This window comes from Ruegeria sp. G12 (genome assembly GCF_056533565.1).
The window spans coordinates 125,885-140,023 of sequence record NZ_JBQFOO010000007.1 but is presented as its reverse complement, the minus strand read 5'-3'; the positions used below and the strand labels follow the sequence as shown (position 1 = coordinate 140,023).

Genomic DNA, 14,139 nt, shown 5'->3' with positions numbered 1-14,139 from the left:
AGGGAGAACACCATGAAAAGACGGAGCTTTATCAAAGCGGCAGCCATTGCTGCGCCCGCCACGGCACTTGCCGCGCCAGCGGTGGCTCAGGGGAATATCGAATGGAAACTGCCAACCTCGTTTCCTGCCAAGGCGCCCGGCGTCGGCACCAATTCAGCCTCGTTTGCACAACGGGTCGCGGATATGTCCGGGGGGCGGCTTACGTTCAAAATCTTCTCAAGCGGCGAACTTGTCCCCCCGTTTGGCGTCGAAGACGCGGTGCAGCAGGGAACGGCAGAAATTGGCCACTCGACCCCGTTTTATGCTGCCTCCAAAAACTCGGCCAACCATTTTTTCGGGGCCATTCCCTTTGGCATGATCGGCACCGAACTTACGGCCTGGCTCCGCTATGGCGGCGGTCAGGAACTTTGGAATGACCTTTATGGGCAACGCAATCTGGTGCCCTTCTTCTCGGGCAATTCGGGGGTTCAGTCCGCGGGTTGGTTCAAAAAGCCGGTCACGTCCATCGAAGACCTGTCGGGCCTGAACTTCCGCATCGGCGGTATGGGCGGCGAGGTGATGCGTAAACTGGGCGTGAACGCCGTACTGATGCCACCGCCCGAAATCTTCCCGGCCTTCAACTCGGGCGCATTGGACGCAGCGGAATGGGTCGGCCCGTTTCTGGATCAGGGCTTTGGACTGAGCAAGGTTGCAAACTACTGCTATTTCCCCTCGTTCCAGGAACCCAGCGCAGGGCTCGAAATCGTGGTGAACAAAGACGCCTGGGCCGAACTACCTGCGGACCTGCAAGCGATCATCGCCAACGCAGCCGAGGCAGTGTCGGTCGAGACGGTAAGCCAGTTCAACTATTTCGACTCTCAGGCCTTTGAAAAACTGAAAGCCGATGGCGTGATCTTTGCAGAGTATCCCGATGACATAGTCCAGGCCCTGAAAGTTGCCGCCGTCGAGGTCATGGACGAAAACGCAGCGGCGAACCCTGATTTTGCGACAGTGCGCGAAAGCTATGACGCGTTCCTGTCCAAGGCAAAGGAATTCAACGGCGCTTATCTGGGCGCTACTCTGCGTCAGCGCATGTAACCGACAACGTTGCGGCGGTTCTTTTGGGGGCCCGCCGCAGTTTCTTCGAAGCGGAATGGACGCTTCCGGCCCTCCGCGCCGCAGCCAACGACACAATCGGTTCTGAGGGTGCAGACGCCTGCGCGTGCTTCGATCTGCCATTTTGGGTTTGCATCAAAGTTCAATGGAGCCGAGTAGATTTTCAGAAGCCTTCGTGATCAGCAAAGGCCAATTCACGCTTGGACCCTTGCCGTTTCAACCGTTCGGCTGACTGGCGGGACAAAACGGCCAACCCACTCCAATGATGTTACCGGCAGAAAAATTCACGCCAGAACCTATAGACTGTCAGACCTACCGACTGCGGCAAACGACACAAACTGATCCGAAATTTACAAGCAATTCACATGCGGCGAGGACTCAGTTTGTAAACAAAAGGGACCAAATCCATCACGCTGTAAGACGGAATAAGAAGCCCTGCAGTGGTTGAATAAGAAGCAACCATTTCTAATCCAGACGACTATCGTGGGCCGCCCGCAACATCTATGTTTGGAAAGCCCGGACTTGTTCGCCGAGAGTGGCCTTCCTTTTGAAAAAAGGTTCTCAAAAGTTCTGGGCACGTTTCTCTCACTTCTTTGGGGCAAACATGCGGTGGCCAATCTTTTCAGTGCGTTAGAACCTGTTCCAGGAAATTCCGCGTCCGCTCACTCTTGGGGCTGTCAAAGAAGCTTTCCGGGTCATCCTCTTCGATGATCTCACCAGCGTCCATGAAGATCACCCGATCCGCCACTTTGCGGGCAAATCCCATCTCATGGGTGACGCAAATCATGGTCATGCCTTCCTCGGCCAGCGTCACCATAACGTCCAGAACCTCGCCGATCATTTCGGGGTCCAGCGCCGAGGTCGGCTCGTCGAACAGCAGAATATCGGGCTTCATGCACAGCGCCCGCGCGATGGCGACACGCTGTTGTTGACCGCCTGAAAGCTGACCGGGGTATTTCGGCGCCTGATTGGCGATCTGCACCTTTTCCAGATACGTCATCGCGGTCTCTTCCGCCTCAGCCTGAGAGATTTTGCGCGCCAGCATCGGGGCCAGGGTGCAGTTCTCAAGGATCGTCATGTGGGGAAACAGATTGAAGTGCTGAAACACCATGCCAACATCCTGCCGCAGCTTGTCGATATTGGGATCGTCGGCGCTGATGGCGTGGCCATTGATCTCAATCAGACCGGATTGATGTTCCTCGAGCTGGTTGATCGTGCGGATCATGGTCGACTTGCCAGAGCCCGAAGGGCCGCAGACAACGATCTTTTCACCCTTGCCTACGGTCAGATTGACGTTCTTGAGAGCGTGAAAACTGCCGTAGTATTTTTCCACGTGGCTGAGTCTGACGGCCGGAACTTCGGACATGGGCGATCTCCCCTTCAGGTTTTTATGGCGGCTGTTACGATGATCTCGACTTTCAGTACATCCCGCGCCAACCGGGCTTCGCCACAGGCGCGGGCGGGTGCGTGGCCCTCGGGGACCCAGGCATCCCAGACGGCGTTCATTTCGGCGAAATCCGCCATATCGCGCAGCCAGACAATGGCTTGCAAAATATGCTCACGGTCAGAACCCGCCTCGGTCAGCAGGGCATCAATGCGCGACAGACAGTCTTGCGTCTGCGCGGTGACGCTGTCCCCGGCTCCGACCTGACCACACAGGTAAACAACACCGTTATGTTTGACGATCTTCGACATCCTTGCGCCGGTATGCAGGCGTTCGATCATGACAGGAGCCCCCTGCCCTTCAGCGCATCGTATATCTCGTCCAAAATGGCCGGATCGTCGATGGCAGCGGGCATCTTGAATTCGGCGCGATCGGCGATCTTCTGCATCGTGCCGCGCAGTACCTTGCCCGAACGTGTCTTGGGCAGGCGTTTGACCGGGATGGCTGTTTTGAACGCGGCTACGGCTCCGATTTGCTCTCGCATCAGCGCGACAAGCTCTTTTTCCAGCTCTGACGCCTCGCGGTTCGCACCATCGTTGGTCACGTAAAACCCCAGCGGCATTTGACCTTTCACCGCATCCGCCGCGCCGACCACGGCACATTCGGCGATGTCGGGATGCGCCCCGATCACCTCCTCCATCGCGCCGGTGGACAGGCGGTGACCGGCCACGTTGATAATGTCATCCGTGCGGGCCATGATGAAGACATAGCCGTCCTCATCAATGATCCCGGCATCCGAGGTGGCGTAGTAGCCGGGGAATTCATTCATATAAGAGGTCAGGAACCGCTCTGGCGCGTTCCAGAGCGTCGGGAAACCCGAGGGTGGCAGCGGAAGCTTGCAAACGATGTTGCCCAGCGTGCCGGGTTCAACCTCATGCCCTTCGTCGTCCAACACGCGGATGTCGTATCCCGGCATCGGTTTGCCCGGCGAGCCGTATTTGACCGGGAACTGTCCCAGCCCGACCGGGTTGCCGGACATGGCCCAACCGGTTTCGGTTTGCCACCAGTGGTCGATCACCGGGCGCTGCAGCTTTTCCTCAGCCCATTGGATCGTTGCCGGGTCCGAGCGTTCGCCGGCCAGAAACAGCGTGCGGAATTTCGACAGGTCATACTGTTCGATCAATCGGCCTTTGGGGTCTTCTTTCTTGATCGCGCGAAACGCCGTGGGGGCCGTGAACAAAGCCGCGACCTGATGGTCCTGAATAACCCGCCAGAAAGCGCCTGCATCGGGGGTGCCCACCGGTTTCCCCTCGTAGACCAAGGTGGCGCAACCGTGCAGCAGCGGCCCGTAGCAGATGTAGGAATGCCCGACGACCCAGCCCACATCGGAGGCGGCCCAGAACACCTCACCGGGGTTCATTCCGTAATGGTGTTCCATCGTCCATTTCAGCGCCACCATGTGCCCGCCATTGTCGCGCACAACACCTTTCGGCTGGCCGGTGGTGCCCGAGGTGTAGAGGATATAGAGCGGATCGGTCGCCGCAACCGGCACGCAGTCTGTCGTCTCTCCTGCCGCCTTTGCCGCACCGATCAGTTCGGCATAGTCCAGATCGCGGCCCGGGATCAGTTCGGCCAGTTCCATGTCGCGCTGCAGGATCAGGCAATGCTCGGGCTTGGACGTGGCTTCCTCGATGGCAGCGTCCAACAGGGGTTTGTAATGCACGATCCGTGCCGGTTCGATCCCGCAGGAGGCCGAGATGATCATCCGGGGTTCGGCATCATTGATCCGAGTTGCCAATTCATGTGGTGCAAAACCGCCAAACACAACCGAATGGATCGCCCCCAGACGAGCGCAGGCCAGCATCGCGAACACCGCCTGTGGCACCATTGGCATGTAGATGACAACGCGGTCGCCCTTGCCAACGCCATGCGCGCGCATGACGGATGCAAGCGCGCCGACTTCGGCCTGTAACTCTGCAAAGCTGAAGGTCTGGGCCGTTTCGGTGACCGGGCTGTCATAGATCAGCGCGGTGCGGTCGCCATGCCCGGCCTCGACATGGCGATCGACGCAGTTCCAGCAGGTGTTGCATGTCGCGCCCGCGAACCAGCGGCCATAAACGCCCATGTCGGGATCGAACACCTTATCGGCTGGTTTGAACCAGTCTATCTGTTCAGCGGCCTTGCCCCAGAACGCCTCGGGCTCCGCTTGCCAGCTTTCATATGCCTCTGCGTAGCTCATGACATCACGTAGTTCAGGCCAAGGCGGCCGCCATCGACATAGATCGTTTCACCGGTGACATAGCTGGCCTTTTTCGAGCACAGGAACGCCACCACGTCCCCGATTTCCCGCGCGGTGCCTGCGCGGCCCATCGGAGTGCGTGACATCGCCATCTTGTAGGCTTCGGGGTTGGCATTCACACCAGCCATCATCTCGGTATCAATCGAGCCGGGGCCGACCGCGTTCACACGGATGTTTTTTGGAGCCAGCGCCAGTGCCGCAACCTTGGTCAGTTGCATGACCCCACCTTTCGAGGCGCAATAAGCCGGGATCGCTGGGATTGCGACCTGCGCGTTAACCGAAGACATGTTTACGATCGCGCCTTCGATGCCGTTGTCGACCATGCTGGCCGCCACCCGCTGCATTGCCACAAAGACACCCCGCAGATTGATGTCCATGACACGGTCAAAGGCGGCGAGATCATAGTCCAGAAAGTTTCCCGGCATCGCGACGCCCGCATTGTTTACCAATGCCGAGACCGGGCCGTGATCAGCCTCAATGCTATCAAACATCGCGCCAATGGCATCCACGTCGCCCATGTCACAAACCATTCCGACCCCCCCAACGGTGGCGGCGGCCTTGTGCACGCTGTCTTGAATGTCGACCAGAATGACCTTGTAGCCATCCTCGCTCAGCGCCTCGGCGCAGGCCAGTCCAATGCCCTGCGCAGCACCTGTCACAACTGCAATCGGAGTGTCAGCCATCTGCGTTTACCCTTCGAACCCATAATCTTGCTTTGCCTGTTCGGCGGTGATGAACCCGGCGGCCAGATCACCGGCCACGGCGTCACGATCCCTGTGTTCCGGCGCGCCATAACCACCGCCGCCCGGCAGGCTGAGCCTCAGCCGCTGGCCGTTCCTGACCAGTTGGCGACCCTTGGCGCGAAGTTTTGTCCCGTCAGACAACTCGACAGCACCCGCGCCACCGGCCAGCCCGCCATTGCGCCCGCGCGCGGGGTTTTCCACCCGGTCGAACATGGCGTTGAAGTAGAAATCATATCCCGCACGCGGTTCGATCTCGATGGTCTGGCCCAGACCGCCCCGCAGGGCACCAGCCCCGCCAGAGCCTTCGCGCAGGTCCTTGCGCCAGACGGTGATTGGCCCGACATGCTCGGTCGCCTCAACGCTCATGGTCGACACGCCCGAGGGGAAGGCCGTGGCGCTTAGCCCGTCGAAGGCGGGGCGCGCACCGGTGCCGCCCGAGTTGAACATCAACACCTCACGGTTCGGCAGGCCGCTTTCGGGGTCGGATGCCCGCGCTGAAATCTGAATGTTCCAGAGCGCACTTGCCCCCTCGGCCGGAACAGTATCCGGCAACGCCTTGTGCAGCGCACCCAGCACCACGTCTGGCACCAAATGACCCATCACATGGCGCACCGACACCGGTGCCGGGCGTTTGGCCGCGAGGATGCAGCCCTCGGGCGCGGTGATCCGGAACGGTTCAAGCGATCCGGTGTTGTTTGGGACGTCCGGCGCAATCGCGCATTTCAGCGCATAGCAGGCATAGGCGCGCGTATAGACCTCGGGGCAGTTCACGCCGAACCGGCTCATACCGGATGTGCCCGCGAAATCCGCCAGCAGTTGATCGCCATCGACGCTTAGGGTCACCTCCATGTGCACAGGGGCGTCATAGCCGTCGACCTGCATGGTCTCGTGATAGGTGCCCGAGGGCATTTTGGCGATGGCCTCCAACGTCGCCTTGCGGCTGGTCTCGATGACGAAATCCGACAGGGATTGCAGGTCGTCGATGCCGAATTCATCCATCATCGCCTGAAGGCGACGGTTGCCCGCCTCGTTACAGGCGGCCAGCGAGTACATGTCGCCCACAGTCTGATCCGGGGTCCGTACATTGGCGCGGATCATCTGGATCAGCAGGGGCTGTACCTGACCGCGCTCAGCGAATTTGGTGATGGGGATCAGCAGACCCTCTTCGTAAACCTCATTGCCATCCGGGCCAAAGCCGCGCCCGCCGATATCCACCACATGCGCGGTGCAGGCGAAATAGCCGATATGCGCGCCCTTGCGGAACACGGGCGTGACGACGGTGATGTCGTGCAGGTGCCCTGTGCCCAGCCAGGGATCGTTGGTGATGAACACATCTCCGTCGAACGTGTTCTGCGGCCCGATCTGGGCGGCGAAATGGGTGACGCTTTCGGCCATCGCGTTGACGTGACCCGGGGTGCCGGTCACGGCTTGGGCGATCATCCGCCCCTCGCGGTCAAAAAGACCCGCCGACAGGTCGCCCGCTTCGCGGACCGAGGTTGAAAAGGCCGTGCGGATCAGCGTCGTGGCCTGTTCCTCGACAACCGCGATCAGGCGGTTCCACATGATCTGATGATCAATATCTGACGTGGCCATGGCCTATGCCTCCTTCGCCAGCAACAGCAAACTTCCATCGCCCTGCCCCACCGCGCGATAGCCCGAGGTAACGACGGTCGAGGTCTCGGATTCCACGATGATCGCAGGGCCTTCGACGGCCTTGCCGGGGGTCATGCCGGACCGTTCAACCTCATGCGCTTCGACCGATTTGCGCAGCGCGGCATCGAAAAACCGCCGCGTCCGCGCGACGGTCGCGTCCGTGCCGCTGCTATGACCGATCACCGGATCGGTGTCCGGCAGCACGGTCGATACGGTCAGAAGCCAGTTCGTGATCTCAACGGCCAACCCGTCGATCACCCGGCCAAACAGCGTGCGATAGGCCTGTTCAAACGCTGTGAGGATCAGCGACACATCGCAGTCCTCAAACTGTTTGTGCGGCAGCGACACCGGGATTTCCCAACCCTGCCCAGAATAGCGCATCTGCGCGGTCAGGCGAATCTCGGTATCTGCCCCTTTGGCCCCTTCTTCGACAAAGGCGCGGGCCTCGGCCTCCATGTCGATCAGGGCAGCATTCACGGCCCCGGCATCAAAATCGTCCATGCGCTGGAACAGCCCTCGCGTGGCTTCAAAGCTGAACGGCGCCTTGAGGAAGCCGATGGCCGAACCGACACCTGCACCCGGTGGAATGATCAGCGCCTTGATGCCAAGCTTTTCGCACTGACGACAGGCGTGCAGCGGCGCACCCCCGCCAAAGGCGATCATGGTGAAATGTTCGATATCGCGCCCGTTCTCGACCGTATGCACCCGCGCCGCATTCGCCATATTCTCATCCACCAGTTCGGTGATGCCAAAGGCGGCATCGCCGGCAGACAGGTTCAGCCTGGTTACCGCTTTTTCGGATTCTGCCGTATGCAGCGGGATCGCACCGCCAGCGAAATTGTCAGGGTCAAGACGCCCCAGCAACAGGTTGGCATCGGTCACGGTTGGCTCGGTGCCGCCTCGCCCGTAGCAGGCAGGTCCGGGTTCCGATGCCGCCGACCGTGGCCCGACCTGAAGCCGTCCCATACTATCGACCGAGGCAATCGAACCGCCCCCTGCTCCGATCTCAACCATCTCGACAACGGGCGTCGACACGGTCATGCCCGAGCCTTTTTTGAACCGATAAGTCCGGGCAACCTCGAAGGTGTTGGCCGTCTTCGGCGCGCCGTCTTCAATCAGGCAAATCTTGGCGGTGGTTCCGCCCATGTCAAAGCTGAGCACTTTGTCCAGCCCATATGCCCGTGCAAAATCAGCTGCAAAAATCGCGCCACCGGCCGGACCGGATTCCAGCAGACGCACCGGCTGTTCTGCCGCAGTTTCAACCGAAATCAGACCGCCGCCGGAATGCAACATGAAAACCGGCGCGGCCACTCCCATCTCACGCAGGCGACCCACCAAACGGCCAAGGTAGTCGGCGACTTGCGGCTGGACATAAGCGTTGGCGATCACGGTGTTAAAACGGGGCAGTTCACGCATCTGCGGCGAGATTACCGAAGACAGCGAAATCGACAGTTCCGGCATTGCCTTGCGCAACGCCTCGCCCATCGCGACCTCATGCGCGTCATTGGCATAGGCGTGCATCAGACCGATGGCAACGGCCTCGAACCCGCCCGCCTTGATCGTGTCCACCATCGCGTTGACCTCGGACAGGTCCAGCGCCAGCAGGACCTCTCCGTCAGGGCCCATGCGTTCGTTCAGGGTGAACCGGTCCTGACGCGGCACCAACGGCTTGGGCAAGTTCAGGTTCAGATCGTACTGCTCAAACCGGTTTTCCGAGCGCATCTCGATCACGTCCCGAAACCCTTCGGTGGTGATGAAGGCGATCCTTGCACCGCGACGTTCGATCAGCGCGTTGGTGACCAGCGTCGTGCCATGAATGACCTGACCAATATCGCCCAAGGCAAGCCCGGCCTGTTCTGCGGCTTTGGTTATTCCGTCCAGAATGGCCTGTTCCGGCTGGCTATAGTTGGTCAGTACCTTGCAGGTGGACAAGCCGCCCGGGTGCTGCAACGCCACATCCGTAAAGGTTCCACCGATATCGACGCCGACGCGAACATCAATCTTGCTCATGAGGATATCAAAGGCTCCTGAGGACTTGGTTGGCGGTGAAGGCCGTCTGATACAAGCGGGACATTATCGGGGCCGACGGGACAGTTGACAGTTCAGTCATTGGCAACGGCAGATCAGCCGGATCCATGCCTGAGATCAGTTGGGCCATGCACTCGCCAAAGATCGTGCCGGTTGTGATGCCGCGCCCGTTATAGCCGATCGGGGTCAGCAGATTGGGGGCCAATTGGTAGATGCGCGGCAGATGGTCCGGTGTCATGGCAATTTGACCATGCCATGCCTCTTCGAATTCAACCGGACCAAGTTCCGGATAGAGCCGGGCAAGCTGTTTCCTAGCCCAACGATGCGACAACCCGCGACCGACGGACCCGACAACTGTTCCCATAGAGCCGATTACAAGGCGATCATGGGCATCGCGCCGGATGCTGAACATGATCTGCCCCGTGTCCCAGATACCCTGGCGGCCCGGAAGAATATGCGACATGTCTGCCTGTAGCGGCTGTGTGGCCAGCTGGAAGTAGTTGATCATGGTGAACACGCGGTTCAGGTTTGGCCACAGGGTGTCGCTGTAGGCATTTGTGCCCAGCACAACATACTTGGCCCGGACCGTACCCTTGTCGGTTTCCACGACCCATTTCCCGGCGTCGCGCCGCAGATTGGTTGCGCACACACCCGTGCTGATCTCGGCACCTGCCCCCCTTGCTGCGCGCGCCAGACCCCGGCAATAGCCCATCGGATTGATGGTTCCGGCCCGGTGATCCAACAAGCCCCCGTGAAAAGCGCCTGTTCCGGTTTTTTCCACCATTTCTTCGGCCGACAGAAGATCGACCGGTTCGCCCAGGCGTGTCCACTCTGCATGGCGCGCCTTTAGATCCTCGAAACCTGAAGGAGCGTGGGCGGCGTGAATGGTTCCCGTTTTGGTAACTTCACAACGGATCTGATGTTTTTCGATCAGGTCGAAAACCTGCGAAGGACCTTCACCAAACCGCTTTACAAAACGCGGCCCATAGGTTTCACCCAGCTTTTTCCGAACGGCGGCGGGCGGATGCCAGACACCGGCGTTGACCAGTCCCACATTGCGGCCCGAGCCACCAAACCCAATATGCCTGGCCTCAAGCACATGCGCGCTCAGCCCCCGCTCTGCACAATAAAGCGCCGTTGAAAGCCCGGTGAACCCCCCGCCGACAATTGCGACATCCGCTTCCGCATCGCCAGCCAACGGATTGCGAAAATCCGGCTCCTCCGCCGACATATCCCAAAGAGAGATCGGGCTGTCTGTATTCATGCGAGCGGACCCTCTTTATTTTTCTATGATCATGCTGGGCAGTCGGGCGATTCCTGTTAACTTACGTTGCAACGATCTTGTCATTGTGTCAATATATGAAAAACGTGTTTTATATATCGGAACAATAGCTATGACTAGACTCAAGAAAACAGCAGCCCAGATGGTGCAGGACTCGCGCGATCGCATCGAAGAGATCGAGACAGCAGACCTGATCAAAGCGGTCGATGATCCCAATGTGGTGATTGTTGACATCCGCGATGTGCGCGAGCGTCAGCGCACCGGGTTCATCCCGGGCAGCTTCCATGCGCCGCGTGGCATGATCGAATTCTGGATCGATCCTGATAGCCCGTATCACAAGGATGTTTTTGCGCAGGAAGGCAAAAAGTATGTCTTTCACTGTGCTTCGGGCTGGAGGTCGGCCCTGACGGTCGCAACCCTGCAAGACATGGGCTTTGAAGCAGCACACTTGAAGGAAGGATTTGGTTCCTGGGAAAAATCCGGCGGCCCCATCGAGAAAGCCGATTGAACCCAATCGGAAGCTGCGCCTCAGAGTTGGCGCAGTTTCTGGGTCACGCCTTCTGCAGCATGATGCACCAACATCCCCAACCGGTCCTCGCCGCCGTCGCTCATGTTTATATCAGGCAGTGAGATGCCAAGCGCGGCGATTGCCTCGCCATCGGGCAACAGGATGGGGGCTCCGAAGCTCAGGATGCGGTCGCGGAACTCTCCGCGGTCAAACGCATAACCGCGTTTTAGCGTTTCCTGCATGTCCTCGGCGACTTGCTCCAGTGTCGTCATGGTTTTGTCTGTATACCGCGCCAACTGGCCGTCGAGCTTGTCGCGCAATTGATCAAAATTTCGCGACAGAATGGCCTTGCCCGTTCCTACGCAGTGAATTGGGGCGCTGCCACCGACGGGATTCCAGGACCTGATCGGCTTCAGGCTTTCAACCTTGTCTATATAGATGACACTTAATCCTTCCGGCACCGCCAGATAAATGGCCTCACCGGTTTCCTGACTCAGATAGGCCATCTCAGGCGCTGCGGCAGCTCGCAGGTTGAGGTTTTCGACCGAACTGCGCCCGACCTGCCATGTCTTCAGCGTGGCGGCATAAGTCTTGTCATCGAGGTGTTTCACATAGCCAAGCGTGATCAGGGTCTGCAACAGCCGGAACGTGTTCGATTTCGTCAATTCCAGTTCGCGCGACAGCTCGGTCACTCCTTTGCTGCCTTGATGCGCGGCGAGATTCTCCAGAATCGCAAGGCCTTTGGATAGGGTCGAATCCACCTTTGGGGCTTTGTGTACTTCACTCACTGTTCGTCCTTTCTGCGCAGTCTGTTCTGTATAGCAGAACGGGAAACGGCTTCAAATGATGGTTGATCATGAACCGTCAGGTCAGGCACTTCCCCTTCGAAACGGCGTATGTCCACCATGGTCGAATGTGACGCCGGGCTTTGGGTCAGGCTCGATGTGCGCAGATCATGAGTCAGGGCATTGGGATTGCCGTGCCTATCCCGTTCCTGGGGGGCATCATAGTCTGGGTCGTACCAGGCACCGGTCCACAGGAAGACGCAGCCTTTCAGAATGTCCGGCGTCACACGGGCCCCGGCCAGACACCGCCCGCGATCGCTAAGAAGCTCTACGACATCGCCGTCCGCGATCCCTTTGGCCGCCGCGTCGTCGGGGTGGATCAGAACTGGTTCCCGCCCCTGCACTTTGTGGCTAAGGCTATAGTCGCCATTGTCCAGTTGCGAATGCAGACGTGTGCCCGGTTGACCTGAAAGCAGATAAAACGGCCGTGTGCCTGCTGCGGCATCGCGAGGCTCAAACCATGTCGGATGGCCGGGGAAATCCTCCAACTGAAACCCCGATATCTGATCCGAGAAAATTTCAATGCGCCCGCTTGGCGTCGGCAATGGATGGGCGTCGGGGTCGTGGCGGAACTCTGCCATGAACACCTGCGCCGGAGACGGATCGCGCAGTTCGACAATGTCGCCCTGAATGAAGGTATCCCAGTCAGGCAAGCTTTCACCGCTTGCCAAGGCCGATTCCTGCGTTTGGGCCCAGATCCGACGCAACCAGCCGTCGCAGTCCAGCCCGTCCGAGAACATCTCGGCGTTGCCCAAGCGCTTGGTAAGCTCGGTGTAGATGTCAAATTCAATCCGAGCCTCTGCGCGCGGTTCGGCGCTGGCGGGCATCGGGACCAGAGCGTTATCCGACTTGCCCCCACCAAAATCCGTCCGTTCTTGCGGGGCTGCAACAGGCAGAACGATATCGGCGTGACGCGCCGTCGCGGTCCAGTTCAATTCGTTCACGATGATGGTTTCCGGGTGCTGAAAAGCCGCGTGCAGGCGCCGCAGGTCCTGATGATGGTGGAACGGATTCCCTCCGGCCCACCAGATCAGGCGAATATCCGGGAAAATCCGATCCTCGCCCTTGTACGTGTAGGTGCCGCCGGGGTTGAGAAGCATGTCCGATATCATTGCCACCGGGATGAAGTCAGATACCGGGTTTTTGCCCTGCGGCAATGTCCCCCAGCGGAACGGTCGCTCAATATTGCCGATATTGGCGTTTACACCGTAGCCGATCGTGTAACCGCCACCGGGCAACCCGATTTGTCCAAGCATCGCCGCCAGCGTAACCGTCATCCACAACGGCTGCTCGCCATAGTCGGCCCGCTGAAGTGCTGCGGCGCAGGTGATCATTGTACGGCCTGCCGCCATTTCCCGCGCCAGCGAAACGATGCGATCCGCAGGAACATCCGAGACCGACGCCGCCCACCGGGCGGATTTGGCGATGCCATCGGAATCGCCCAGAAGGTAGGCGGCGAACTTGTCGAATCCGACCGTAAACCGGTCAAGGAATTCCGCATCGTGCAGACCTTCTGTCAGAAGTGTGTGCGCCAGCCCCATCATAACGGCGGTATCGGTGCCGGGCTTGGGCGGCACCCACTCTGCCCCGATCTTGGCATCGGCGTCCGTTTTCAACGGGCTGAAGTTTACGAATTTCACGCCGGATGCAGCGCAGGCTTTCAGGTTGTCCACCATTCTGTGGCGCGCCACTCCGCCATCGCTGACCTGTGTGTTGCGTGTGGCCATACCGCCAAACATCACCACCAGATCAGAGTGTTTGGCAATCACCGGCCATCGGGTAGCCTGCGCAACATGCGCTCTGAACGGGCCAACAATATAAGGCATCAGCACAAGGGCCGCGTTGTAGCTGTAATTGCCCTCAGAGCGAACAAAGCCGCCCTGCCCGTTCAGGAAACGCTTGAGCTGGCTTTGGGCATGGTGAAACCGCCCCGCGCTTGACCAGCCATAGGACCCGGCAAAAATCGCCTGATTGCCATGCTCGCTGCGCACCCGGTTCAGGTCGCTGGCAACCAGATCCAGCGCATCGTCCCAACTGACTTCGACAAAGCTGTCGCGTCCTCGCACGCCCTTCGCTTCCAGCCAGCCGCGGCGAACCGCGGGGCGCAGAACGCGCGCTTTGCCATTCAGACTCGAAGCGATATTGCGGTTGATCTCAGAGGGATTCGGATCATCCGGGTGCGCATGCACCGCCACCAGTTTGCCATCTCTGGTTTCAGATATACCCGCACCCCAGTGGTTACCTGTCAGGGTCCGGGAGGTTTCTTCGGTCACGCTGTTGTTCCGATATAATAAACTGTCTT

At 59.4% G+C, this 14,139-nt stretch carries 11 protein-coding genes; 2 read left to right on the top strand and 9 right to left on the bottom strand.

From position 1 onward, the window contains the following. The first annotated feature begins 12 nt into the window (after positions 1-12). The gene (locus ACR0JN_RS16290; protein ID WP_480816377.1) at positions 13-1,077 is read left to right on the top strand and encodes a TRAP transporter substrate-binding protein; all 1,065 of its coding nucleotides are present in this window, start codon (positions 13-15) and stop codon (positions 1,075-1,077) included. A gap of 640 nt (positions 1,078-1,717) precedes the next feature. Here the strand turns inward: ACR0JN_RS16290 and ACR0JN_RS16285 are convergent. The 7 genes from ACR0JN_RS16285 to ACR0JN_RS16255 are packed head-to-tail and all read right to left on the bottom strand — an operon-like array spanning position 1,718 to position 10,466. Then, positions 1,718-2,461: an amino acid ABC transporter ATP-binding protein gene (locus ACR0JN_RS16285; protein WP_480887156.1), complete on the bottom strand. Its 744-nt coding sequence runs from the start codon at positions 2,459-2,461 to the stop codon at positions 1,718-1,720. 14 nt (positions 2,462-2,475) lie between these two features. Then, the gene (locus ACR0JN_RS16280) at positions 2,476-2,820 is read right to left on the bottom strand and encodes a RidA family protein (RefSeq protein ID WP_480887155.1); all 345 of its coding nucleotides are present in this window, start codon (positions 2,818-2,820) and stop codon (positions 2,476-2,478) included. Continuing rightward, positions 2,817-4,718, bottom strand: a complete 1,902-nt coding sequence (locus tag ACR0JN_RS16275) for a propionyl-CoA synthetase (RefSeq protein ID WP_480887153.1) — start codon at positions 4,716-4,718, stop codon at positions 2,817-2,819. Before ACR0JN_RS16275 ends, ACR0JN_RS16280 begins: the two co-directional genes overlap by 4 nt. Beyond that, entirely contained in the window at positions 4,715-5,461 is a 747-nt protein-coding gene (locus ACR0JN_RS16270) for an SDR family NAD(P)-dependent oxidoreductase (RefSeq protein ID WP_480887151.1), read from the bottom strand. The genes ACR0JN_RS16275 and ACR0JN_RS16270 overlap by 4 nt, the downstream gene beginning before the upstream one ends. Before the next feature lie 6 nt (positions 5,462-5,467). Next, positions 5,468-7,114, bottom strand: coding sequence for a hydantoinase B/oxoprolinase family protein (locus tag ACR0JN_RS16265; RefSeq protein WP_480887148.1), 1,647 nt, complete (start codon positions 7,112-7,114; stop codon positions 5,468-5,470). Positions 7,115-7,117: 3 nt separating this feature from the next. Next, positions 7,118-9,184, bottom strand: coding sequence for a hydantoinase/oxoprolinase family protein (locus ACR0JN_RS16260; RefSeq protein ID WP_480887146.1), 2,067 nt, complete (start codon positions 9,182-9,184; stop codon positions 7,118-7,120). Positions 9,185-9,191: 7 nt separating this feature from the next. After that, positions 9,192-10,466 (bottom strand): NAD(P)/FAD-dependent oxidoreductase, encoded by a 1,275-nt coding sequence (locus ACR0JN_RS16255; protein ID WP_480887143.1) that lies wholly within the window; start codon positions 10,464-10,466, stop codon positions 9,192-9,194. Positions 10,467-10,596: 130 nt separating this feature from the next. On the opposite strand from ACR0JN_RS16255, the gene ACR0JN_RS16250 reads away from it, so the two are divergent. Continuing rightward, on the top strand, positions 10,597-10,992 hold the full coding sequence (locus ACR0JN_RS16250) for a rhodanese-like domain-containing protein (protein WP_480887410.1): 396 nt from the start codon (positions 10,597-10,599) through the stop codon (positions 10,990-10,992). A gap of 20 nt (positions 10,993-11,012) precedes the next feature. Here the strand turns inward: ACR0JN_RS16250 and ACR0JN_RS16245 are convergent, their stop codons facing one another. After that, positions 11,013-11,780 (bottom strand): IclR family transcriptional regulator, encoded by a 768-nt coding sequence (locus ACR0JN_RS16245; protein ID WP_480887140.1) that lies wholly within the window; start codon positions 11,778-11,780, stop codon positions 11,013-11,015. Next, positions 11,777-14,110 (bottom strand): molybdopterin-dependent oxidoreductase, encoded by a 2,334-nt coding sequence (locus ACR0JN_RS16240; RefSeq protein ID WP_480887138.1) that lies wholly within the window; start codon positions 14,108-14,110, stop codon positions 11,777-11,779. Before ACR0JN_RS16240 ends, ACR0JN_RS16245 begins: the two co-directional genes overlap by 4 nt. Between the last annotated feature and the right edge of the window lie 29 nt (positions 14,111-14,139).